Consider the following 24,810-nt stretch of genomic DNA (forward strand, 5'->3'; position numbering starts at 1 on the left):
TAACTAGACTCCCTAGGTAGTTTTACCAAACTAGTTGCTGCTTTCACTAGTGGATTCCGTTAGATGTTGCTAGGCAATTAACCGTGCTTTCTAATAAGCTATAAGTTATTGATAACAGTCACAGTATCAGTTACATAGCGTCAGTTACCCTTACTTAAATTACCACTATGGTGAAGATACCATAGTTTGTCTGCAATTGTCACACCTGATCAATAATTTGATCAATAAACAGATAATCGGTTCTTTTGTTTGGCTATCACCTGCTGCTTCCAGTAAGCTCTGGGCAGCAGTATCAGTATAATAGTGCTTTTTGTGAAAAAGGTAAAGTCCTTTTCAGGAAGTATAAGCAGTCAGCTAATACGCTACGCCGATGCTACATCAACTGCTTCTGAGCAGTAAGCTAAATCATCCAGGAAAACTTAGACATTTAGCTGAGTGGCGTTAGTAGATCAGTTATCCTGGACAAACCCCTTAAGATGTTGATAGCTATCAGCTAATGCGCTACAGATGGTGCTACTTGAGGTGCTATCAGTTATCAGCTTAAGCGCTACGCGCACGCTACTTGAGGTGCTATCAGCTAATTCCCAAGCTACTTGAGGTGCTTTTGAATAAGCGATGCAGCGCCGACCTGCGGGGGTTTACCCCACTCGCGCTTTGCATCAATAAAAGAGGTAAGCTTTGGCCTTTGACGACGCTACTTAAGGTGCGAACAGCTTTTGAATAAAATAAGCTGTTCGCGCAGCGTGAGCGAACAGCTGACGGCTGACAGCTGACGGCTGACAGCTGACGGAAGCTGACTAGGGAGTTTGGATGGTTTGGTTAATACGTTTTAAGATTCTCAGCACAGTGTAAAGGTCATCTTTGTTCTCAAGAGCAAATGTATAGGATTGAGCATATTTAGGTGGCTTGGTGGTTGTCATCTTTAGGAATTTAAACTCATTCCCATTGGTGATAAATCCCAGGATAGGTTGCTCTGGATTAGGATTAGCTAACATATAGGCTAAGACTTGGGGAATTCCCGCTGCTAAGGCGTATTTTGTACCTTTTGCTTCAATAACAGTAACCCAGAATTCTGGTTTAAAAATCAGAATATCAATACGTCCAGTAACAATTATACCCTCATCCTCTGAGGTAATTTTAACCTCTTTTTCTGCTGTGATTTCAAAGGGATGACGATAAAATCCCGCTAGTCTGAGTAATGGCGATATTATCACCATTTTCAAGATAACTTCCAATAACGGAGACTCAGATAAGTACAGATACTCTTCTTTAACTTGCCCTAGCAATTGCTTCTCAAAATTTGTCAGTTCCGGTAACTCGTCTTGCCATTCTCGAAAAAACTGTTCATCATCGGTTCGTTCTAGATTAAATCTGTGTATTAATTGACGTAATGTAATCTCTTTTGCAGGAATTGTTTGAACCATAGGGAGTTTAGAGTTTAGAGTTTAGAGTTGAAGTAATCAGATATCATTATGAATTATTTATAGCAATTTTGATAAGTATTCAGCTATCAGCTAATGCGCTACGCGCACGCTACTTGAGGTGCTATCAGTTATCAGCTAAAGGCCAACGGCTGACCGCTGACCGCTGACCGCTGAATACTTACGTTGGGATGTTATTGATTAGGAGAATGTGATCACTAACTTGATAACAATTTAATGATTCTGATCCACTTATGGGTGGATAGTGCAGCTAGGCTGTACTCGTGGAAAAGTACAATTAATGATTCGGTCAAGTTTTGCTTAACTACAATACTTGACCGAATTTTTTTTATCAGAGGGAACAGGGAACAGGGAATAGGGAACAGGGAACAGAAGGACTTTACTACTATCACTAATCTCGCTAGTCCCAGTTGCGCCCACTAGTTGAGATTGCGAGAATACAATAGTTTTCTGAAAACCCTTTTATCCTACTAATCCTATTACTCTCACTAATCCCAATTAACCCACTAGTTAAGTTGTGATAATGCAATAGTTTTTATCACCTTTTTATAGTTTTTAACTTACTGCACCCAATACACCCATAGCTTCTGGCTGTAAATTGCGACAGTGCAATAGTTTTACTATACCCTGGCATTTTCAGAACAAGTGTGTTAAAGTAAGGATATCGTAAAAGCAATGGTTTACTCCCCATGATGATTTCCACCGCACAAGCCGCTGAATTACTTGGTGTTTCTGCCACTCGCGTCCGTTACCTTCTGGGTAAGGGCAGAGTTAAAGGCGCTTATAAGGTGGGTAGAACTTGGGTGATTCCGTTGTTTGATGGTATGCCAGTGGTCACTCCTGGCACTCGCGGACCAAAACGGAACTGGTCAAAGCGCACAAATTATACTAAGGCTGTGATTCACGTTAATCAGAGGGTGATTCGCAACAATCTCAAGACCGGAGAGCGTAATCCTGTAATTACGGTGAAGCGAGGCTCTAAAAATGTTTACGGTCATACGGTGGAGGTGAATGGCCCGTGTCGGGTGATGTATCGTCCAGATGATCCCCTCAAGTGTGGAGCACGGGTCTGGATTGAGACGATTTCTGATTTTGAAGTAATATCGGCTTGATGGGATGGGATGTGAATGCGATCGCACAAGCGCGGAAGCTTCGCTTCATCGGGTAGCGTGGCCTATGGCTAATCGCATTCACATCGATCAATCACAAGGTGTCTTTTTGCGTTCGCGTAGCGTGGCCTAAGGCTAATCACATAGCGTGACCTACGGTCAATCCCATCAAATCAGTCAATGTTTTGCGATCGCATAGCGTGACCTATGGCCAATCCCGTAGCCGTAACCTACGGTCAATCCCATCAAACCAGTCAATGTAGCGTAAGTCCCTATTGCCCTGGTTGACTGACAAAAGTTCACATAGCGCGATCGGTGCAGGAATCGGTGTAGCAGCGCGCTACCCAACGGAAGACTCATTCTTTCCCAGTGATGGAAGGTGTTACCTTCTCAAATTGGCTACAAATGCCATATTCTGACTGGGTGACTAAACTCAGACAGGATGACAAGCGAAAACACCTCCCGTCTCTATAATGCCCTTGTTACGTTATTGGGTCAATCCAAACAATGGGCTGATATCAGACATCTACATACAAAGCGTCTGGATGGTAGTTGGACTAATCCACTCAGGTAGCGTAAATCTGACAAAATGGACTATGTACATCCTTGCGCGTGCTGTGTTTGCGACAGTCACGCAACGTCGATTCAGTCGATGGTTGCTTGGGTCCCCGGATTAATCCACAACGGTTATATAGCCCACTGATTCAGGAAGCCTTGAATAGATGGGAAAATGAACTATTGTATCTAAGCTTGGATACTTCCATGCTGTGGAATCAATATTGTCTGATTAGGGTAGCTGTGGTATACCGAGGAAGAGCAGTGCCAGTGGCGCAAGCGAGTACTGGAGCATTCTTCTAGCAGCGTCAAGATAGGCAGCTATAATGACAAAGCTCTTGGCAGTGTCGCGATTAATGCCAGATAGAGTTAAAGTTGTACTGCTAGCAGACAGAGGATTCATCAATACTCAGGTGAATGTTGTATGTCTTGGCTGAACTGGGGAACGCATTATCGCATCCGCATTGCTCTGTGATTTCTGGCTCTGGCGACATGGGTTAGGTTGGTCTCAAGTACGAGATTTTCATTATTAACGGGGTGAAGCTCTTTTACTCCAAAATGTCTGGATTCACAAAACCGAATATGCATGGTGCAGTTAATCTGGGTCTGGCAAGTGATAGAATTAGCGGGGAACTTTGGTACATCGTAAGCGACGAACCGACCACCCTTGCTGACATTTCGGGAATATGGCTTACGCTTTGATATTGAAGAGAGCTTTCAAGGGTGACAAGTCCAATGGTTTTGAGTTGGAAAGCTGCGAGAAAAGCAATGCAAAGCGCCTTATCGCGATTGTGTTTCGTCTTGGGGATCGCTACTCTTTATCTCACTGCCCAAGGAACTAAGGTCGTAGCCCGAGGATTACGCCGTTTTGTAGACCCTCACAGGAATCGCTGTAACAGTTATCTCATGCATTGGTTGGGCATGGGTATTAACTGCACGCTACTCTTGGTTGGGAGTTGTTTGAAACCCTAATTTTAAGTGGGAAACCCGACCCATCACCAGCGATGGCTTCCCGAAAACAGGACGAGCAGAAGAGGTATCGGCGCTTAGTTTACAGTAAGGTCTTTTGACTATGCTTGTTGAGTTTTGTCAGTCAACCAGCCCTATTGCCTATTGCCTATTGCCTATTGCCTATTGCCTATTGCCTATTGCCTATTGCCTATTGCCTATTGCGTTTTTCTTCAACCAAAGAATTAACTTAGCATAAAAATTGAGTAGTGTAAAACACTGTTTTGTGCGAGTTTACCGCCATTTCATGAATTTTTGGAGATATTTATTGCTTTCTTAGTCAAATATCCTGATTTAATTTAGACCTAGCGAAGAGTATAGTAGTCAACCATTACTCTTCTCTTTGTCATGAAAGGAAAACTTAATTACCTTGTTATTGTTGGAGTAAGCATTATTCTCCTGCTCGGTATAGTTACAACAGCTGTTGCTCAGGATAATTCAAAATTTTATGATACTACTATCAACTTTGATGATGGTTGTGAAAAATACGATGTACCCATATATTACAGAAACTCAAATCATAAAAAACCGCCACGAAAAATAGGATGTATTAAACTAGACACGTCTGTTAAAATTATAGAAGATGATAGTAAAAGTACCCATCTATCTTCTATAAAAATTAAAGGCAATTATGAGAATCATAAATTCTTGATTTTCAATTCTAATTTAGGAAATTGTTCAAAGGGATTTCCAGAAAAGATTTGTAAAACTATTCCACAACAATTACAATCATCTCAAAATTAACGTTATTATGGACCAAACTCAATTGGACCAAACTCAATCCCTAATGCCTTACATCGCCTATGAAACGAAGGTTTCTTTAGCTGCTCAAAAACCCAATCTTGAGCTTCATCATTCCACTTTATTTTTGTATACCAACACTGCAGGGGTACTGCCGCAACTAACATGGTCAAGACCGAAGCCAAAACAGCAATAACTAGAACACGCTTTGATAGCATTTTCTTAGGTATGGTAAGTATTAAAAAATTATCTGCTTTTGAACTTGTATTTATCCCCTCTGGGGTAACTAAAGGCGTATCTAAAACAGGGCGATCATCCCTTGGTGCTCTAGCAATGTGGATTTTAGACCCTTCCTGATCAGTATAGATTTTAGGCTTCATATCAGGAAGGGTTTCTCGAATCCTCTTTTCGATGTACTTATGTAACTCATCCAGAGAAATCACCCTATCCCCATTCAAATCAGCATCTCCCGTTTCAATACCCTCTACTAAATACTGAGTGTAAATTGAGAGCTGTTCGTCCAATTGACTAAAGGAATAGTCAGTTGAAGAAGCGAGAATAGCACGCCCTTCTCCACCTAATTGATTTTGAAGATCGACAGAGCGATCATCTTTAACCAGTAGGCCCTTACGAAAGGCTGCACTAAAGCAACAGTCTAGGATAACCACTTGTCGCTTGGAGCGGCTACCATTCATAATGTTATGGATAGCCCTAGCAGAAACGGCTGTTGTCTTAACTAGTTCTCTCTGTGAATTCTTACGAGTAATACGAGTTGTTAAATACAGTTGATTGCTGCTATCTTTGACACCGTGACCTGAAAAGAACAGTAACACCAAATCATCTTTTGTAGAACTAGCGAATAACTCTTCAATAGCCTCCTCCATTTCCTGTCGATCAGGATTACTCAGAGCTTTGACATCAACAAAATTTCCCAGTTGTGGGGAATCCAGTATTCGTTTGATTTCCTCTAAATCTTTGGTTGCGCCAGGTAGTGGCTTTAACCCCTCTCCATATTCACTGACTCCAATCAACAGTGCTCGTTTGACTCCTTGTGATTGGCGAGCATCCTTTACATGGAGCTGCTTAGGGCTTGGCTTGTCTGGCACAACTGACGGATTTAGAGGTTGAAATGACTCAATTGGAGGTTGAACGAATTGAGCATCTTGCACTTGCATGAAAATCACAGGTGTGGCAAAATCCCGTTTCCAATACCCTGTTGATTCATGGAGACTAATTTCTCGTCGTCCTTCCTGTACTGCTATATCCGCTGACTTACCTTGAGCTAATTGTTTATAAAAGTGGCAGGCAAATCGGCTAGCTGTGCTGTTAGACACTGGATACTGCATGGCCACGACTACAGGAATAAGTTGCTGCACAACCTTGGAAGCTAGCCCTACAGATGGTTTCGATGTAGACTCCATTGCTCCCTGACATGCCTGCAACACAATAATTCCAGGTCGATGGCGATTGAATAGATCACTAAAGTAATTGGCGGTAATCCACCGTGCCTGATCAAATTCATCCACCAAGGCAATTTCACCATTTTCATTCTCGAAACGACCATGACCGATGAAATGGAAAATATGAGGCTTTTTCCTAAGAACTTTATCAATAGCACTGCGGCTAGCTGGATTCACTACTGGTAACAATTCCACCTGCTCTGGTTGTTCCTGGGCTAGTGTCTCTATCGCCGCCTGCACTTTCTCGTAGGCAACTGGATTTAAATCTGTCGGTGCAGAGACAACTAAGGCAATCCGCATTTTTTCATTTGCGCCTAACTGAATCGGTGGTGCTGAAATCGGGTGTGAGGGCAGGCGCGAGAAGACCAAGCCAGGTGCAGTAGCCAACCAAATTGTTCCTGAGTTAGTCCTCTGAGGCAAACACATAAATTCCCACGGAAACGCTGCCACTTCAGGGATATTTTGCTCGTCTATATCTAGTTCTACCCGTAGCAGTTGCTGTTTAGTGCGAACAACTTCGTTATAAAATCCAATAAAATCATGGCAAAGTCGATCATCAAACAAGGTATCAAACAATGCTTCTCCGAGTAACCTCGACTTGTTAGCATCTTTGAGTCCATTTTTACGAACCTCCTCGATCAACTCCTTGACTTCTGGGGTGATCTTATCCTGATACCGAAATGGTCCAGAGATTCGATTATCGAGCTTTCCAGGTTCTTTCTTTTCAACCCCCACGGTATAATAATTTATCAGGTAGATGCGATAGGTGTAGTAGGCTCTAGTCATAGCTGTCTGATCAGATAAAGCTGATAATTGGTAAGCAATCAGCGGTCAGCGGTCAGCGGTCAGCGGTCAGTGGTCAGCTTAAAATAAACCTGATTTGGGATAATTTAATAGTTAGAGATGTTATAGAATTAGAAGTCTGGGAAAAAGCCCAATATAAGCATTCAGCTTTTGACTAAAATCAGCTAACCGCTGATAGCTGATAACTGATAGCTGATAACTGACCGCTGATAACTGAATGCTTACCATAGATTTACAATAAAAAGATGCACCCGATTTAAGTCGCTAAATCCTGTGTAAGATTAGCTTTCGGTAGCTTCAATATCCATTCCTTGACATCACTACGACTAAATTTAATCGCCGCCTTATTCTTATTTCGTATTAAAGTTTGTAATCTATCTGCCAGATCACTGAAAACATCACGGATATCAGCAGTTAACCAGTTCATATCCGGCTCACCCCAGGCGATACCGCGCAAATTAATAGACTTTATTTCCTTGGGCACTTTAAAAACAATAGCAAATTGGACTGTCGGTATGTTTTGGATTTCGGGCTCTTCAATGCGCCAGTAACACTTCGAGTTACCTTCACCTTGGGAAATTATTTCAAAGTGACCAGCTTCGTAAGCATACTCAGGAATGACAATGAATGCTTTGAGTTCGTTCTTATTTCCTACATTAGCTTTGAGCTCCGCAGGAATAGTGGTAAATTCGGCTAGTTCAGTGCTATCAATCCCGATACTCCAATCAAGATTGCTATTGATAGCTAAATTCATGCCCACCCCGAAGTTCATCACAGGTCGCCATTGGCTTTTGGGGAAAATAGCCTGAACGATGGGCTCTTTTTCTCCTTTGGGACTGAAGTCAAGCTCACAGCACAATCGCCAAAATCTAACCCCTGGTTTGGGACGTAAATCGACAGTCACAGTCATGTAATAGAAATCAAATGCATCACGCATTTGCTGTCGATAAATGTTGCTCAATCCCTCTTCAGTTTCTTCAAATAGGTCTTCGGTAAGCAATATCAACTTATCCCTGGGATTGCCAAAGCTAACTTTACTTTCCAGCAAGCTTTTAACGGCGGTTGCACCTACACCAAGCTTTGTACTTTCATCCAGGCAACTTTCCCATTTTTTTACTTGCTCAAATAGGTCAGCCAAGAAAGTCTCAGCTTCTTGGGGATTGGGTAGCGGAATGTTTTCATCGGTCATTGACTTCAGCTCTATTTAGATTGACAAAGTTACTACACTTGGCAGCGAGGTATAGCACAAGCCACAATCACATAATTATTGATTAAGTTACTGGCAAGCTGCATCTACAGCTTCCATGGATAAGGGGGAAGTTAGAGAAGTTTACAACCCGCCTTTTCAATTAAATCCGTAATTTTACTAGACTTATTAATTATAAAAATTAGTATTATCTTATTATCTAGTCTTATGAGCTATGAAAGTTGTAATTGGCGTCACAAAAAATTGTCTAGCGAAGCCATAACAACTAGCTATATTTTTATGATTGATTATTTACTTTGAGTATAGTTTGTTTGATAGTAGTATATCACAATCTTCAACAAGAGGAACAAAATAGAGACAATTTTAGTCTAATCTTTTATTCTTTCATCAGAGAAAATAACCCTTTTCCAAATAGGTCATGAACACTAAGGCTGATTTCTGATCACATCAAAAAATATCGGAGCTCTTTCCTACTCTTCTCTTTTAGCTGTTTATTGTTTCCGGTTAGAGCCATCCTCTGTTTACATCTCATTTAAAAACTCTAATTTCCCCGAAACAATCGATCAATTTTAAGACTTATGAATTGACAAAAAAGCAAAAGTGTGCATAAAGCGGTTTTCTATTCGGTTAGGTACAAAGTCCTAGGAGGGAGTAGGGAGCAGTGAAGGGGCAAGAGGCAAGAGGCAAGAGGCAAGAGGCAAGAGGCAAGAGGGAAAACAATCCTGTGTACCTGATAGTTATGCAAACCGCCGTAAGGGAGAATAATATCAAGTCTGGTTGAATACCCATAATTAAGGAGAGGGTGGGGAGTGTGGGAAGTGTGGGGAGGGTGGGGAGATGGGGAGATAGGGAGATGGGGAGATGGGGAAGATTTTTATTAAGCGATGCAGCGCGGTCTTGGGGGTTTCCCCCATGAGCGACTGCATCAAGACAGGGTAATTATCCTGACTTGATATAAGACAAGCGATCGCATTCCCTATGGTCGAGTAACAAAGGGTTTCAGGAATGCGATCGCGCCCCGCGTGACCTACGGTCAATCGCTTTTCCATAAGAAAGGCAACAGGGAACAGCCAAGAGTTAGTATTTCGACAATGCAATAGTTTGTGATAACCCTCTTAACTTAAAAGTCCCACAAAACCTATAAACTCTATACATCCCACCAGATCAGAAATTGCGACAATGCAATAGTTTTTACCACCTTTTTATAGTATTAATATTATTTACCCTATAAACTCCATACATCCCATCGGATTAGAAATTGCGATAATGCAATAGTTTTTTTATAGCACCCTTTTATAATTTTTAACTTACTACACCCACTACTCCCATTTTTTCTTTTTAATTACGCTAATGCAATAGTTTTGCCATGCCCTTGCCTTTTCAGAACAAGTGTGTTAAAGTAAGGATATCGTAAAAGCAATGGTTTACTCCCCATGATGATTTCCACTGCACAAGCCGCTGAATTACTAGGTGTTTCTGCCACTCGCGTTCGTTACCTTCTGGGTAAGGGCAGAGTTAAAGGGGCTTATAAGGTGGGTAGAACTTGGGTGATTCCGTTGTTTGATGGTATGCCGGTGGTCACTCCTGGCACTCGCGGACCAAAACGGAACTGGTCAAAGCGTACAAATTACACTAAGGCTGTGATCCACGTTAATCAGAAAGTTATTCGCCAAAATCTCAAGACCGGGGAGCGTAATCCTGTGATTACGGTGAAGCGAGGCTCTAAAAATGTTTACGGTCATACGGTAGAGGTCAATGGCCCTTGTCGGGTGATGTATCGTCCAGATGATCCCCTCAAGTGTGGAGCACGGGTCTGGATTGAGACGATTTCTGATTTTGAAGTAATATCGGCTTGATGGATAAGCTGTTCAGTATTTAGATTGGGATACCTAAATTGTTCAAAGGGAACAGGGAACAGGGAATAACCAATTTAAATGCACACCAGCTTACTAAATTTGCGTTTGCCTAGGGTGACCTACCACCAATCCCATTAAAATCGAATAACTACAAGCTGTCTTATCCTTGATGATTGACCATAGGTCACGCTACGCGAACGAGACTTTAGCGATCGCGTTTTTTAGATGATTGACCATAGGTCACGCTACGCGAACGAGAGTTTAGCGATCGCGTTTTTTAGATGACCGAGATTTTAGCGATCGCGTTTTTTAGCAATTGTATTTTTTTGGTTCCACAAGAAGTATGGACAACTTAGTCATTACATTACTAAACTGTTGTCCATTTATATTGGATATTATTCAGTGAGAAGCAAAACGAAGCAAAACCGTCAAACCCTATCCCTCTGCTCCCTGTTCCCTATTCCCTACTCCCTACTCCCTACTCCCTACTCCCTTGCTGTCATAACCAGCTTAGCCACTTAGCAAAGCTTCCACAAACTCATAACTAGAGAAAGGCCGCAAATCTTCAATCCCTTCCCCTGCACCAATAAACCGAATCGGTAAGCCCAGTTCCCGCACCACTGCTAAAGCGACACCACCTTTGGCGCTTCCATCTAATTTTGTCAATACCACTCCACTCAGTTTTGCTGCTTCTGAGAATACTTGTGCTTGACGTAAACCATTTTGACCTAAGGTAGCATCCAGCACTAGCAACGATTCAACTTTGGCATCTGGGGCTTTTTTAGCGACAATTCGCCGAATTTTCGCTAATTCCTCCATTAGATTTTTCTTATTTTGCAATCGTCCTGCTGTATCAACCAACAGTAATTCGGTATTTCTAGATTGGGCAGCACTAATGCCATCAAACACAACAGCAGCTGGATCAGTATTCTTACCAGGATTAGCAATCACTTCAGTACCACTGCGCTCTCCCCAAACCTTAACTTGTTCCACTGCCGCAGCTCGAAAGGTATCTGCTGCTGCAATTAAACAACGGTAGCCTGACTTCTGACCTAAGTTAGCCAGTTTACCAATAGTAGTAGTTTTGCCAGCACCATTGACTCCAGTCATCAGCCAGATATTCAAGGTATCGTTTTCTGGAGCAAAGATCCGGCTGTAATTGTTACTGTAAGGTTGCTCTAGCAAATCCCTGATGATTTGTTTGAGATATGCGATCGCTTTTTCTGCTGGTAGAGACTCCTCCCGCAACCTAGCTTGTAGAGTCTCAATAATATAGTCAGTGGCCTCAACTCCTACATCTGCCTGTAACAGCAGTGCCTCAATCTCCATTACCGCGTCTTGATTCAACGGGCCTTGACCCACAATCGCCTTTAGTTGGTTAATCAAGCCACGACGAGTTTTGCCCAATCCCTGACGCAGTTGCTTGAGCCAGCTAATTTCCTCGATCGAGATATCCTCAGGACTTCTTCCTTGAGATGCCAACACTTCTGCTGACCACAAGAATCCATCATCAAAGGCCAGACCAAGCACATTTTGTTCTATCTCTGCTTCCCCTTCATCCTCGATCACAGTTGCCACTTCGGGTTCCGGTTCAGGGGTTTCAATGGCTGTTTCCTTAAGACGTTCCAGTCGTGCTAGTCGGTTAGTGCTTGCTCGACGCGCCCAACTTGGGCCAGAAGCGGGGGTTTCTTCCTCTGTTGTCTCAGTTGATGGAGCTATATCACTTGTCAAGCTATCTGACTCAGGGATTGGTTTATTCTCAACCGAGGTCATGGCTATAGATGAGTCATGATTAGAGCTTACTGAATCCGATGGTGTTGATACTACCTCTTCTACCATCTGATCAGAGGATTGCTCGGTTACTGGTTCCACCGTTTCAGCAGTATCTACCGAAGCTTCACTAACCGTAGACTCTTCTAATTCCGATTCTGCTTGTGATTCTGATTGTGATTCTGCTTCAGCAGTTATCTGAGCTATCTCAGCTGCAACTGTCGTGTCAGTTTCCTCAGACCCTTCCGATGTTTCAGCCGCTGGAGATTCAGTCTCTTGTGATTCTTGAGGTTTTGCTGCCGTAGCCGTTGCTGCTGGCTGAGCCGTTGAATCATCTACTGGCTTACTGTCAGTAGTGTCTATCTCTGGAGATTGATCTACTTGTTGCTTTTGAACATTTTTGTAGGCAGCTTTTGCCCAACTCAGGTAATCCTCAGCTGCTGCTGAGGATGGCTCTTCGACGGACTTAGAATCAGCTTGGTCTATTGGTTGTTGTTGTGTTGCCTTTTGTTCCGATTCTACTTGGGATGTATCAGAGTCCTTTTTGTCAGCAGACCCTGCGCTAGCATCAGACTTTCGGTGGAACCAATTAAAGACCATTACCCTTACTTGACTATGGCGTCAATTAACGTCAAGTGAAGTACCCCAACCTGCTTCGCTGAGGTTGGGGCTTCCAATTCTCAGGTCAACTCAGGGACGGTTTTATTCGTCTTTTGGGCTTCCCGCTTCATCCGCCGACGCCTCAACCAGCGAACTGGAATTGGTCTTACTCAGCGTCCACAGGCAGACATCCGCCTTCCGCAGACGTATAATTTTTACGACAGACTCACCTTGGAATTACAGCACTATGACCAACCAGCCGGGGCTTGTCTCTTCCCTGATCTCTGCTAGTACTTTTACACCTTTAAGGTAGCCTTTTAGTCAGTCAGGCGGGTCATCGACCAACTTTATTCTAACACGATTCGCAACAAGTCCTCGTCTCGCTATCCATCCCGGAGACGAAACCGATAGATAGGGTCGCCTTTATGGTTGTCAGCCTATGCACAAAAAGGTTAAAACTTATTGATTAAGGCTCCACTATCCTTACGGTAACTTCAAACCCACCGTGAAAGACGGTGGGGAATTCCGCGAGTTTTGTTAACTATTAGATTTAGGTTTTGAGTGCTTAGCCTAGGCTAATGCCTAACCGTTTCTCCTAATTTTATCGATATTTGAGTTAATATTACTAATTTTCTAATGTAGTCTTGCCTATTAGCCTAATTTTAGGCTATTCCCGATACTCCTCCTCTCTACTCTCTACTCCCTACTCCCTACTCCCTACCTTACAAGGGTAGGTTTTTTACAAAGGGGCGAGTAGGTACTTTGATTGTCTTGATGCAGTCGCTCATGGGGGTTTCCCCCAAGACCGCGCTGCATCGCTACGTATAAATTACTATAAATATGTATCAAAATACACACTAGTTTCCGGGATAATTCTCCCCATTTCCCGCTTTTCCCGATTCCCGATTCCCGATTCCCGATTCCCGATTCCCGACTCCCGACCCAAATGTAAAAAACCTACCCCTGTGAGCTACTCCCTACTCCCTCCGCTATTGTGGTAGAGCTTGAGTTTTAATTAACTCATTGGCACGACGCAAGACACCATTAATAAAACGGTGTCCCTCTTCATCACTGTAGCGTTTAGCCAGTTCCACTGCTTCATTAATTGCGACTCGGTCTGGGATACCTAAAAACGAAATTTCCGCCACAGCCATGCGCAGAATATCCCGGTCAATACGAGGTAAGCGCTTCAGTTGCCAATCTTTAAGGGCTTGGTTCAACATCTGATCAATCTCAAGTTGTCTACGACTGACAGCTTTGAGAATTTCTAGGGTATAGCTACGGACTTCAACCGTATTAGACAACTGGACAATTTCGGGAATCTCTACCGCGCTTCCCAAGTGATTGATCGCTTTTTCAGTTAACTCAATTGCATCTTTTACCATTGCTCTAGCACTACGTACATCAGTAGCACGAGTTTCACTGTCGAGAATGCGATCGCTACCCCGTTTCAGTTCAGCCGCCGCCGTTTCTAAAGCCTCTTGAATTTCTCCAGTCAGGGTACGAACAGCCGCCAGCACCAGATTATTCAGTTGTTGTGTATCCAACCGCTCTGGTGAGTTGGGCATCTGAGAGATGCTCAAAAGAGCCAGTTCACGGGCAATTCTGCGAGGTTGCATTGTTTGTCCTTAGTTAATTTTGTCCTTTTACCCAAAACGATTAAGCGTCTTCTGTTGGCAAAACCTGCTGTATCATCTCAGGCAATGGTTCTTCCAATGGTTGCTTTTCAGGAGGCTGCTGTAGGTTAATTGGGATTCCCGGGTTATCTGGGCTAACAATTCCACCTGAGAGCAATACTTTAAAGGCATCTTCGATGGACATCGAAAGATTAATCACGTCCTGTTCAGGAACCATAGCATACCAGCCACTGGTGGGATTAGGAGTAGTAGGTATAAAAACGCTCAACATCGGGTGATTCATGTGGGATTGGAGTTGTGTACTGACAACACCGGTTACGAATGCGATCGCCCAGACTCCTTGGCGAGGATACTCTACCAAAATCACCCGACTAAACTTAGTTTTAGAATCCTGAAAAAGGGTTTCCAAAATCTGTTTAAGGGTTTTGTATACTGAGCCAGCTAAGGGAATCGCCTGCAATAGTTTCTCACCCAAATCGAGCAACCACCGTCCAACAATGTTGCGTGCCATTAAGCCAATCAGCATAATAAATAGTAGTGGGACTGTCAGTCCCACTGCTAAATTTATCAGATTTACTAAGATGGGGTGGAGATTATCAAAAGGGTTAATTTGTTTGGGAATTCTAGTTAAAAAATTTATCACCCAGTTAGCGATTGTAATCGTCAACCAGATTGTGGTAGCCAGGGGAATTACCACTAGAATTCCTGCAATTAGGTCATTTTTTAGATCCTGCTTCAAGCCCTCGAACACAGAGCACAGATTCTCCTTTTAATAACTGAATAAAATTTTTTTTTACTAGCCACTTCAATTCCCTACTACTCTCCCAACTTTTTATGTAAGCATTCAGCTGTCAGCCGTGAGCTAAAAGCTCACGCTGGGCGAACAGCCGTCAGCTTATTTTATTGATCAGCCGTCAGCTTATTTTATTCAAAAGCTGTTCGGTGTAGAGTGCGCTATGGGCATAAACTGTTCCGGTAGCTTTGCTACAGGCCTTTTGGCTGATAGCACCTCAAGTAGCATCTCAAGTAGCGCATTAGCTTATAGCTGATAGCTGACCTTGTTATAGCCACTTTTTTTTCGAGTGGTTGAAAAAATGCCAAGGTGGATATAGCCGTTATAGACTAGTATACCTCAGTTCGTTCTAATCAATTTACTCGCCTATGAAAAGGAGACAGGATACAGAATTCAGTTGTGATCATAATAATTCAGCTATGTTAGTGGGACTAGACAGAACGATTGTTGGTTTTGAACGAGGATTTCAAGGTAAAAATCCCTTGACAATCAATTAGTCTGACTCGAAGCTCCTGACTTTATACTGCTCAATCGAAGAAGCATAGTTGGTTATGTCGAACTCAGCTATTCTACGCCAATAGACACTAATTTTAAAGGAGGTGGAGTGGTAGGAAAGTGTGGTTGCTTTACCCCATGGGAAGCTATATCATAGGAATAACCTACGCTGCACCCATTAACTGATACCAATAGTCAACCTTGGGAATTGCGACCCATGGCTAACATTCTCCTTGTAAAGGGAAGTTTTAACAGTGGAATTACACCTGTTTTCCCTTTTCATTCTATAGTTGGGAGCTGGATTTAGATACTCCAAATCTAGTTTCTAGATACTGCCACAAAACGGTAGCCCGTTTGCCTCAATCTAAAAGACCACTTCCTAAGTCTAGCGCTAGTTAATGCTGGACAAGATGATGGCCTTTGGCGCGTTATACCCATGACTATATTTTATCGAGCACTAGCTATAGAGTTATTACTGGCATGAACTAAGATCAGACCAGCTTTTTCCCTTTGACCAGATCAATTGGTATTATTCTTTACATATTACCAGATATTACATATTACCAGAGATAGATTAACAAAGATAGAGAATCGTAATTGACACTCTGCGGTGATTAGACGCGGGGATTGCTTAGAGGACATACTGATGGATAGTATTACTCGTGGGCAACTACCAATTTCTCGGTAGTCCTCAAGGTAGTCATCAAGGCGGTGCTAATTGCCTCTACCATGTCCGGCAAAATGCCATTGAGTAGAATTTTGTGTTTGGTAGCGTCGGCTTCCCCGAAGTTCTTGATTCCCTCACAACAACGGCTTTTGCTTGTAGAGGCACCGATTGGATTGACACTCCCCGTCCTGTTCGCGTAGCCTCTGGCACTGCCAGTAAGGAGCGGGGAGTCTTGGCTCTACGACTCGTCGTGGCTCTTTCAAACCGGAGTCAGAAAAAGTAGAGGACAAATCTCCCCAAGCGTGATTGATCATAGATCTAGGTTTCGGTGTGCCGGAAACGCGCGCCTTATCAGAGCGATGCAGCGCGGTCTTGGGAAGGCAGCGCCGCCAAAGGGGGTTCCCCCCACTCGCGCTTTGCCGTGGTTTCCCCCACTCGCGCTTTGCATGAAGACAGGGTCGCCTTAATCAAAAGCGATGCAGTCGGCCAAAGGGGGTTTCCCCCATGAGCGACTGCATCAAGAAAGGTTAAAACTTTTTACACAAGCGCCGACTAACTATAAAGGCGACCCTCTTGTTACGGTAACTTCTAACCCCACCGTACCTTTTTTATATGAATAGACAGAGGTGCGACCCGTGGCGAATTTAATTCTTAATAGGTCAAGCGCACCTTTATACTTTTTTATCTAAGTTTTTCATAGACGTTGTAGTCGTCAGACCAAATTACGCAATACGTATCTCATACATATTTTTTACGTTGTCTACTTATGATTAGATAGTACCTATCTGACATGCTTGTTTATTGCTTATGCTTTTATTCTATCACATCCGACGGAAAAGCCGTCGTTCGCGTAGCGTGGCCAAAGGCCAACGAAGGATTTAAAGTTACCGTAAGAGAGGGTCGCCTTAATTATCAAGTTTTAACCTTTTTGCGCGAGACCGACCCACCTTAAAGGCTCCACTCTCTAAGGCGCGCGTCTCTAGGGGCGCGATTACCCAAATCTTTTGGTAAGAAATTCTGGTAGCTACCTTTTGACCAAAACTTCCCTCTACTAGGAGTTTCACCTTTCCTTTAATGGTTGTTGCGTCTTCTGTATTTTAACCTAGATTCGCGCCAAAAGCTGGTTATTGCTGCTAGGTCGAAGTCCTCCCTGGTCATTAGATGCGGGGTTTCCTGCTACCCAGTTTTACTATGAAATGTTTGATTTATCGGTTAGTTAGCCACTTCAGTTAGTTAGCCAATGGTATAGTAATCTATTTGATTCTACCGTAATCTGACCGAAATACTACTAGGATGATGATGAAGTGACCTGGGTAGCATCAGAGTCTTTTGAGACTGGGGAAGTTGAGGGCATGACATGGCTACTCGGAGGCGGAATGGGATGCTTAAGTTCCCAAACTTTGAGCAATATCAGATACTCATAAAATGCTTGTAAGGTACACCAGGTAAACCCGGCTTGACCATCCAAGAAGCCTCCGAGTAGGAAGTACATGTATAGAAAACGCAATACAGGTCGCCAGGGCAAGCGTAAGGACAAATTTTTCAGGGCACGGCGTCTTTCTACTTCCGAACGCCCAAAAAATAGGTCTCGCCACTCAACAGTTCCTTGCTCCAACTGGCGCAAAGTTTCGAGGGCTTCGTCGGTAGAGTAGCGATTGTGTTTATCAATCCAGCGGGTAAATCCCTTACTGTTGGTGTAGTGAGGATATGTTTCTTTTATGAAACCAGTCGGTCCATCACATACTTCCCGTTCCGTATGACCATAATCATCAAACCAAACCTTTTCCTTACGAAACAGCCGTAGTTGGTAACGGGGATACTGAGTAGAGTAGCGAATCCAGCGATTCATGAACATGACCCGCTCTGCAACGTAATAAGCCACATGCTCCTGTCGTTGTATTGCTCCCTGGCATTCGGAAAATAACTCAGGGGTCATGCGTTCATCAGCTTCAAGGATATAGACCCATTCGTACTTGGTGGGCACTTCCTTTAGCATCCAGGTGCGCTGGCGTCCGTGACTTTCAAAGGCGTGCTGCACAACTCGCACCGGATACTGATTAGCAATTTCTACAGTGCGATCGCTACTGATTGAATCTACGATAATCACATCGTCTGAGAGTAGGGCTGACTCGATACAAGCAGCAATATCTAGGTCTTCGTTGTAGGTCAGGATATAGATAGAGAACATGTCAAGCGGATCATTATCAAAAATCTGGTCAGGGTTAAAAGTCTCGACCCTACTAAGCTTGCCCACGACGGGTTACTGGTGTACTTCCCAACCCTCGCAATCCTGTCCAGCCAATGGCAATATAGCCAATTGCTAGGAGTAAGCTACTCAAACCCGTTTTAATGCCCAGTTTGAAAGCTTCTGTGGTGGCTCGTTTCTCTAGTTGAAGTTTCTGACTACGGATTTGGTTAATATTCTGCTCTACTTCTTGATTGAGGACATCAGGGTTTTCCTTAATTGCCTGCAATTGTTGTCTAACTCTGTTAGCCTGAGCTTTGGCTTGCTCAAGCTGCTGTGCTGGAATCCTACCACTTTTAATGGCTGCGTCTAAATCGGCGAGTCTCTTTTCTACCTGGGCTATACCTTGAGGACTTTTGAGAAGTTCAGTGACTTGCTGAGTGCGGTTTTCCAGTTGAACTTCGGCGCTCTTAGCTCTTTGGTTAATTTGTTCTAGAGCCTGGGAACTTTGCAAACGAAGGTTATTGAGATGCAGGGGTACCATTAGCAGAAAGACCAACCCTAGAAAACTAGACAGACACAGCACCCAAAATCGGAGATCTTGAACCGAAGATTTTGGCTCTGTAGTAGCGGTAGCAGCACTTTGAGCAATCCAATATCCAGCAAATAAAAACCCAATGCCGACCATAGGGATAATACCTCGGTCAACAACTTGGGTAGCAAAGTTCAACTGCCACTCTGGCTTTAACAGGCTAGCTCCCTGTGTGGGAATTGCCAAAATGATGTAATCCAAAAGGGAGGAAACGATCATTATCAGCCCGACAACTTTAAGAGTCAGAGCAGTAAACGACGAATAAACAGAATTAGTATTCATGGGCTATGAAGCGCGATTATTAGATTAACTTAATCATCGACTTGGGGAATTTACTGAGTAATCCTTCCTAAACTTACTGGCTTACTAGTTTTTGGGGTACTCAGTAAAGTTGAAAAATAGAAGAGCACGAGAGCCAACCATGGCGCTTTGCCCATATTAACCTATGGCAATCGAGAATCCTAACTCCAACATCCGTTGCTGGTGTTACGTTCTAGATGGGAAGTCCTGCGCTCTACCTTTTAGGTGAGCGTTACGAGCCGCAGGCCATTAACCATTAACCATTAACCATTAACCATTAACCATTAACCATTAACCATTAACCATTAACCATTAACCATTAACCATTAATCAAGGTGTTAGGATAATTTCTGGTATTCTGCCTTAATCAGGTAAAGCGTACGCACAATCGCTGATTAACGGTAGTCTTGTGGATGTAGTGTTCCTCGGCAGAAAGGTTTTATGAACAAAGTGGTTGAAGTTGTACCGGATAAAGAAGCTTTGATTAGGCGAGCTGTTGATGTTGTCCTCAGTAAAATCGAAGGAGCAATCGAGGCTAACGGTCGCTGTACCATTGCCCTTGCTGGCGGTAGCACCCCAGCGCCTTTATACGAAGCGATCGCTACCTTTGACCTTGCCTGGAATAACATTCATGTGTTTTGGGGTGATGAACGCTATGTAAGTCCCGACCACCCGGATAGTAATCAAAGGATGGCTCGTCTGGCCTGGTTAGACAAAGTCGATATACCAGAGGCTAACATTCACCCGATGCCCACCGACGGCTCTAGCCCCGCTGCTGATGCGGATAAACATCAAGCTCAACTGTATGAGTTTTTTGGCATACCAGTAGGAGAGTTTCCTGGCTTTGATGTAATTTTGTTAGGCATTGGTGATGATGGCCATACTGCCTCCCTATTCCCCCATACAGAGGCTCTGCAAGTAAAAGACCGACTGGTTACAGTTGGCAACAAAGATGGCCAACCACGAATCACCTTTACGTCGAGCTTGATTAACCATGCCAACTGCGTTATGTTTCTGGTTGCTGGTGCTGGAAAAAGAGCAGCCTTAGCTCAAATATTTGCCCCCGAAGCTGATCCACAAACTTATCCAGCTCGGTTGATCCAGCCCCAAGGAGAACTTTGGTGGCTTCTAGATGAATCAGCAGGTCAAGATTTGAAACATTGACAAGGGCGGAAGTGTCAAGTGTGAACGATGAAGTGCGAAACAATTGTATCCGGTTACTGAGAAACTATTCTAGTTTTAGGGGATATATGTTATATTTTTATGGATTTTGATAATTCATTAGGGTGACTTGCCTGGTAGCCTTTTGCTTGGTAGCCTTTTGCCTTCGATGCTCCCACTCTAGCTAAAACCCGCACCAATCCCAGGTCTCCTCAGATAGGGGAGCGGTGGTTGGATGCGGGACAGGAATTAATTCCAATTTTAACCGAAAATAGCCCAAGTCTACTGTAGTCTAATCAGCGAGAAGGTTGCTGGATTAGATAGCAGCAAAAATAACCAAACAGTAACTTCAATCAAGTCTATTAAAAGTGGGGCAGTACGTTTTCCTGGCAAGAAAACGCGCCATGAGGAAATCCAGTTATTGATAGTTCTATAACTAATAGTACCTCGTTCGCGCAGCGTCTCCAAAGGCTAAAGAAGTTCTGGTAGCCTTAAGAGGTGCATTAAGCCTACACTTGCCCGATCGGGAAGTGTATGATCGTCACATTATCTGAAACTAGATAATAGCTGTTAAAAATAATAAATTAAAGTTCTATGATTGTTTGCCCTAACTGCAATCACCAAAATCCGGAAGGGGCTACCCAATGTGAAGCCTGCTACACTCCCTTACCTTCCACTACCAGCTGTCCTAACTGTGGTGCAACAGTTCAGACTGACGCAAGCTTCTGTGGTCAGTGTGGATTTCACTTGAATGTGGGTGCCAATATGGAAAAAGGGGAGAAATCAGGGTCAAACTCTACCCCAGAGATACCCGACTTGGTATCCCCAGAACCACTTGTTGAACCTATACCGATGGCTATGAATACTCAAGTCCCCGATCCAGCATCCAATCCTATCAGTTCTGATGATGCTGAATCTACCACCGCTATGCCAGCTACGGTCGTTAATCCAGCCCTCAACTCAGAAGCATTTCAACCGCAGAATCTTGACTTAGAAACCCTGCCATTGCCGCTGCCTACTGTTGGGAATTTAGGGGTTTCTCAAGAAGAATCTAGCCAAAACGTAACCTCACCGTCAATACCAGAAGCTGACTTAGAGAACCCGTCACCCCCCTCTGTACCGGATAGAGGTAGTGCCCAAACTCAGTTGCAGGTAATCTCAGCTCAACTGTTGCATATGCAAACCAATACAACAATTGAGTTACCGCAGCATATATCAGTGATTCATATGGGTAAGCCCAATGATAAAATTCCCCCGGATATTGATGTCTCTGGTTTTCCTGACTCAGACATTGTCTCTCGCATTCACGCCGATATCAGAGTTGAGGGGGATACCTACTATATTGAAGATGTAGGCAGCTCCAATGGCACTTATGTCAACCACACGTCTCTAGCACCAGGCAATCGGCATCGACTAAGAACAGGCGATCGCATTAGCTTGGGGAAAGGTGATAAAGTGACATTTTTGTTCCAAAGTTCTTGAGTTTCCGGTGCTAGGTAGGTGTGACAGCTGGTTGTGCAAAATTGATCTCGGACAAAGCCCTGACCTAAAGAGCTAGCTAGGTCAGGGCAGTTTACTATCGGGGCGGTTTACTAAAGGATGTTTCAAGAGAGGGCTTATAGTCAATTGCAGACCTTCCTTTTAAGTGATAGCCTTAGATTAACAATTCACCATGGTGGCACTCTCCTAGATTGCCCCTTCTACTAAGGTCGTCTATAGTCATAGTGTTTACATTAAATTCTATATTAATATAGGTGTGCCTTAATTGGGGTGCATGTCAGTCCTTGTAAATCTAAGCAGATATGACTAACTCTGGCAGCCGTTTTGGCTGTATAAGCAAGGAAATCCCACGTCGTGTCGGTGGGGGATAGTTAACAGTATCAGGCCGTGAGGACAAAATCCTTGAAAGATGTGACACCGGCGATTACCCTAACCCTACTGCATCCTCTCCAGTCTGTGCCTGTTCAAAGTTGGCCCTTTGAAACAGAATCAGTGATTCGGATTGGCCGGTCAACCGATAATAATGTTATTCTCTATAGCGCTGTAGTTTCCCGTCACCATGTAGAACTACGGCGAAATCCTAATGGTTGGGAAATTATCAGTTTAGGTGCCAATGGCACCTACATGGATGGCAAGCGGATTACCCAAATGCCGGTTATCGATGGGATGATTATTCGTCTAGCTAGTTCGGGTCCGAAAATTCAGATTCATGTTAATGGAGAAATGCCTTCAGCAAGGCTGAAGACAATTTTGGATAAGCGTACCTCTGAACGAAAGCGGAACATCAATTCATTCAATAATACGTTGATAAATGCCGAAAGCACCCAATCCGATCAAACTGAGTCAACTGAAATGGAAGATTGAACTTTTATGGTAATTGATGCTAATTACTAATTGGTAAGTTGACTAAGATCAGCGCATACGAAGAAGAGTTAGATGTGTTCATCATTAAGATATTATTAGTTGGTTTACTGCAGCTACTACTGTGGGATTTCCTGTCTACTTTTGTTTACCATGTCCCTGAGCACGTTTTTGGCAAATTCCATGCCATAGTACACCATAGTAAAAATCGTAGCTTCATTCACTATGCTTTATTAACTAAGAACCCCCTGGTAATGCTTGATCGCGCACGCAGGTACCTTTCCTTATTTGATGTTTGTGCCTTGGTTCTGGCAGATTTCTCCTCTAGGAACTATCTTGGGATTAGTCTTGGGTGAGCTTCATCTTATTTGGAGGCATGTTTTTGTGATGGATTGGAAAACTCCCCATATCCTAGAGCGCCTTTGCAACTTATTGTGCATTACTACTCCAGAAAAGCATTGGCTTCATCATCAGGATGCAACAATTGCTTATGGGGAGATCTTCACATTTTACGACCAACCAGCACAAGCCTGGTATAGGTTTTTGATGTCAGTTAAGAAGAAATATAAGCTAAGTAGGGAGAAATTAACTTAGGATTCTGGCTATGGAAGATTGAACTTTTATGGTAATTGATAATTGGTAATTCGTCATTAAAATAGAACTTACCCAAAACTAGGCTCTAAACGCGCTTATTTAGTAGGAACCCACGGCGTCGCTTCCTACTGGCTTAGCCAGCTTAATTTGATGCATTATTATTATCCTCTTCTTAGCATTTAACCTTTTTCCTATTACTCTCTATTAGACCATTTTAAGCTGGCCACGGGACTAAAAGTAACGTTACTGCGTCAGTGGCCTACGGCCAAGCCGACGCTGCTTAACGCGCTCCAATTCAAAATTATAAATTAAAAATTAAAAAATACCCCACGAATAAATTCGGGGGCTTGAAACTTTGATGCAACGCCAATAGTCTTTTTCCATAAATGAATTCAGGGGCTTGTATCCGGTGTCAACAATTCAAAATTAGAAGGCTATACCTGTTTGAATTTTGCATTTTGCCTTATGCATTTTGACTTCAAAAATGGTCAATTATAGCTCATATATAGACAGATTTATATCCGGTTGGTTTGATTAATGATAATTGAAGTTCGTTAATTGTGAAGGTAAAATTTACAATTAATGATTAACCGGAAAAGGAGATCAATTAATTCAGCAATTCAAATTATATAGCGTAGCGCGTCGTTCAGTAGTTGTACAACTTAGATGAAGTTTAAAAACTAGAAGTCATAAGTCATAAGTTGAAAACATTGGCTTAATTGAAACTATTAGATAAGATAACGATTCTTGTACAAGAATGATTTAGAAATGCTAGAGTAGCATACCTTCAATAAATAATAAATTTAAGTTTAACCTCTTCTTTGACAAACCTTAACGTTTGTTGACTAAGATTAGCGCATACGAAGAGGAGTTAGATGTGTTCATCATTAAGATATTATTGGTTGCTTTAGTGCAGCTACTACTTGGGGATTTTCTGTCTACTTTTGTGTACCATGTCCCTGAGCACATTTTTGGTAAATTCCATGCCATAGTACACCATAGTAATAATCGTAGCTTTATTCACTATGCTGTATTAACTAAGAACCCCCTGGTAATCCTTGATGGTTTCGCAGGTGCCTTTCCTTACTTGATGTTTGTGCCTTGGTTCTGGCAAATTTCTCCTCTAGGAACTATCTTGGGACTGGTGTTGGGTGAGTTTCATGTGATCTGGAGGCATGTTTCTGTGATGGAGTGGAAAACTCCCCAGACCCTAGAGCGCCTTTGCAACTTCTTGTGCATTACTACTCCAGAAAAGCATTGGCTTCACCATCAGGATGCCACAGTTGCTTATGGGGATATCTTCACATTTTACGACCAACCAGCACAAGCCTGGTATAGGTTTTTGATGTCAGTTAAGAAGAAATATAAGCTAAGTAGGCAGAAATCAAGTTAGGATGCTGGCTGTTGACTGTTTACTAAGTAAATGTTAAAGTCAACCCTGGACGGTAAACAGTCAACGGTAAACCAAAACTA

23 protein-coding genes are annotated in these 24,810 nt (G+C 43.1%); 12 read left to right on the plus strand and 11 right to left on the minus strand.

Translation table 11 applies throughout. The features are described 5' to 3' along the window. Positions 1 to 797 precede the first annotated feature (797 nt). Positions 798 to 1,424 (minus strand): type I restriction endonuclease, encoded by a 627-nt coding sequence (locus F6K46_RS10705; RefSeq protein ID WP_293055967.1) that lies wholly within the window; start codon positions 1,422 to 1,424, stop codon positions 798 to 800. A 707-nt stretch (positions 1,425 to 2,131) separates the two neighbouring features. Between F6K46_RS10705 and F6K46_RS10710 the strand changes: the two genes are divergently transcribed. Further along, positions 2,132 to 2,554: a helix-turn-helix domain-containing protein gene (locus F6K46_RS10710; RefSeq protein WP_293055970.1), complete on the plus strand. Its 423-nt coding sequence runs from the start codon at positions 2,132 to 2,134 to the stop codon at positions 2,552 to 2,554. Positions 2,555 to 2,728: 174 nt separating this feature from the next. Here the strand turns inward: F6K46_RS10710 and F6K46_RS10715 are convergent, their stop codons facing one another. Further along, positions 2,729 to 2,911 (minus strand): hypothetical protein, encoded by a 183-nt coding sequence (locus tag F6K46_RS10715; protein ID WP_293055973.1) that lies wholly within the window; start codon positions 2,909 to 2,911, stop codon positions 2,729 to 2,731. A 246-nt stretch (positions 2,912 to 3,157) separates the two neighbouring features. Between F6K46_RS10715 and F6K46_RS10720 the strand changes: the two genes are divergently transcribed. The 4 genes from F6K46_RS10720 (at position 3,158) to F6K46_RS10735 (ending at position 4,858) form a co-directional block, all read left to right on the plus strand. Continuing rightward, the gene (locus F6K46_RS10720) at positions 3,158 to 3,409 is read left to right on the plus strand and encodes a hypothetical protein (RefSeq protein ID WP_293117002.1); all 252 of its coding nucleotides are present in this window, start codon (positions 3,158 to 3,160) and stop codon (positions 3,407 to 3,409) included. A 465-nt stretch (positions 3,410 to 3,874) separates the two neighbouring features. Continuing rightward, complete coding sequence (locus tag F6K46_RS10725; protein ID WP_293055979.1) at positions 3,875 to 4,078, plus strand: hypothetical protein; 204 nt, start codon at positions 3,875 to 3,877, stop codon at positions 4,076 to 4,078. A gap of 107 nt (positions 4,079 to 4,185) precedes the next feature. After that, positions 4,186 to 4,308, plus strand: a complete 123-nt coding sequence (locus F6K46_RS10730; RefSeq protein ID WP_293055982.1) for a hypothetical protein — start codon at positions 4,186 to 4,188, stop codon at positions 4,306 to 4,308. 154 nt (positions 4,309 to 4,462) lie between these two features. After that, entirely contained in the window at positions 4,463 to 4,858 is a 396-nt protein-coding gene (locus F6K46_RS10735; RefSeq protein ID WP_293055985.1) for a hypothetical protein, read from the plus strand. 5 nt (positions 4,859 to 4,863) lie between these two features. Here F6K46_RS10735 and F6K46_RS10740 read toward each other — a convergent pair whose 3' ends face one another. The 4 genes from F6K46_RS10740 to F6K46_RS10755 all read right to left on the minus strand — a co-directional run bounded on the left by F6K46_RS10740 (position 4,864) and on the right by F6K46_RS10755 (position 9,363). Beyond that, positions 4,864 to 7,101, minus strand: coding sequence for a CHAT domain-containing protein (locus F6K46_RS10740; RefSeq protein ID WP_293055988.1), 2,238 nt, complete (start codon positions 7,099 to 7,101; stop codon positions 4,864 to 4,866). 274 nt (positions 7,102 to 7,375) lie between these two features. Then, positions 7,376 to 8,308, minus strand: a complete 933-nt coding sequence (locus F6K46_RS10745; protein ID WP_293055991.1) for a hypothetical protein — start codon at positions 8,306 to 8,308, stop codon at positions 7,376 to 7,378. Between the two features lie 645 nt (positions 8,309 to 8,953). Further along, positions 8,954 to 9,115 (minus strand): hypothetical protein, encoded by a 162-nt coding sequence (locus F6K46_RS10750; protein WP_158517197.1) that lies wholly within the window; start codon positions 9,113 to 9,115, stop codon positions 8,954 to 8,956. A gap of 2 nt (positions 9,116 to 9,117) precedes the next feature. Next, positions 9,118 to 9,363 (minus strand): hypothetical protein, encoded by a 246-nt coding sequence (locus F6K46_RS10755; RefSeq protein ID WP_293055996.1) that lies wholly within the window; start codon positions 9,361 to 9,363, stop codon positions 9,118 to 9,120. 396 nt (positions 9,364 to 9,759) lie between these two features. Between F6K46_RS10755 and F6K46_RS10760 the strand changes: the two genes are divergently transcribed. After that, positions 9,760 to 10,182, plus strand: coding sequence for a helix-turn-helix domain-containing protein (locus F6K46_RS10760; RefSeq protein WP_075900812.1), 423 nt, complete (start codon positions 9,760 to 9,762; stop codon positions 10,180 to 10,182). Between the two features lie 510 nt (positions 10,183 to 10,692). Here the strand turns inward: F6K46_RS10760 and ftsY are convergent. The 3 genes from ftsY to F6K46_RS10775 form a co-directional block, all read right to left on the minus strand. Further along, positions 10,693 to 12,552: a signal recognition particle-docking protein FtsY gene (ftsY, locus tag F6K46_RS10765; protein WP_293056001.1), complete on the minus strand. Its 1,860-nt coding sequence runs from the start codon at positions 12,550 to 12,552 to the stop codon at positions 10,693 to 10,695. 989 nt (positions 12,553 to 13,541) lie between these two features. Further along, a complete protein-coding gene (gene nusB / locus F6K46_RS10770; RefSeq protein WP_293056004.1) occupies positions 13,542 to 14,171 on the minus strand; it encodes a transcription antitermination factor NusB in 630 nt (209 codons plus the stop codon). A 40-nt stretch (positions 14,172 to 14,211) separates the two neighbouring features. After that, positions 14,212 to 14,940 (minus strand): DUF502 domain-containing protein, encoded by a 729-nt coding sequence (locus F6K46_RS10775; protein ID WP_070392836.1) that lies wholly within the window; start codon positions 14,938 to 14,940, stop codon positions 14,212 to 14,214. A 1,298-nt stretch (positions 14,941 to 16,238) separates the two neighbouring features. Between F6K46_RS10775 and F6K46_RS10780 the strand changes: the two genes are divergently transcribed. Further along, complete coding sequence (locus F6K46_RS10780) at positions 16,239 to 16,427, plus strand: hypothetical protein (RefSeq protein WP_293056009.1); 189 nt, start codon at positions 16,239 to 16,241, stop codon at positions 16,425 to 16,427. 1,005 nt (positions 16,428 to 17,432) lie between these two features. Here F6K46_RS10780 and F6K46_RS10785 read toward each other — a convergent pair. Together F6K46_RS10785 and F6K46_RS10790 are read right to left on the minus strand one after the other, a co-directional pair. Further along, complete coding sequence (locus F6K46_RS10785) at positions 17,433 to 18,332, minus strand: glycosyltransferase family 2 protein (RefSeq protein ID WP_075906056.1); 900 nt, start codon at positions 18,330 to 18,332, stop codon at positions 17,433 to 17,435. 52 nt (positions 18,333 to 18,384) lie between these two features. Continuing rightward, positions 18,385 to 19,203: an HpsJ family protein gene (locus tag F6K46_RS10790; RefSeq protein WP_293056014.1), complete on the minus strand. Its 819-nt coding sequence runs from the start codon at positions 19,201 to 19,203 to the stop codon at positions 18,385 to 18,387. 459 nt (positions 19,204 to 19,662) lie between these two features. Between F6K46_RS10790 and pgl the strand changes: the two genes are divergently transcribed. The 5 genes from pgl to F6K46_RS10815 all read left to right on the plus strand — a co-directional run bounded on the left by pgl (position 19,663) and on the right by F6K46_RS10815 (position 24,730). Continuing rightward, entirely contained in the window at positions 19,663 to 20,385 is a 723-nt protein-coding gene (gene pgl, locus F6K46_RS10795) for a 6-phosphogluconolactonase (RefSeq protein ID WP_293056017.1), read from the plus strand. A gap of 591 nt (positions 20,386 to 20,976) precedes the next feature. Then, a complete protein-coding gene (locus F6K46_RS10800; protein WP_075899401.1) occupies positions 20,977 to 21,864 on the plus strand; it encodes an FHA domain-containing protein in 888 nt (295 codons plus the stop codon). 405 nt (positions 21,865 to 22,269) lie between these two features. Beyond that, complete coding sequence (locus tag F6K46_RS10805; protein ID WP_229415294.1) at positions 22,270 to 22,746, plus strand: FHA domain-containing protein; 477 nt, start codon at positions 22,270 to 22,272, stop codon at positions 22,744 to 22,746. Positions 22,747 to 23,034: 288 nt separating this feature from the next. Continuing rightward, positions 23,035 to 23,337, plus strand: a complete 303-nt coding sequence (locus tag F6K46_RS10810; RefSeq protein WP_293056023.1) for a hypothetical protein — start codon at positions 23,035 to 23,037, stop codon at positions 23,335 to 23,337. Between the two features lie 841 nt (positions 23,338 to 24,178). Further along, positions 24,179 to 24,730: a sterol desaturase family protein gene (locus F6K46_RS10815; protein ID WP_081431477.1), complete on the plus strand. Its 552-nt coding sequence runs from the start codon at positions 24,179 to 24,181 to the stop codon at positions 24,728 to 24,730. Positions 24,731 to 24,810 lie beyond the last annotated feature (80 nt).

The organism is Moorena sp. SIO3E8 (assembly GCF_010692445.1).
In the GTDB taxonomy this organism is placed as follows: domain Bacteria; phylum Cyanobacteriota; class Cyanobacteriia; order Cyanobacteriales; family Coleofasciculaceae; genus Moorena; species Moorena bouillonii.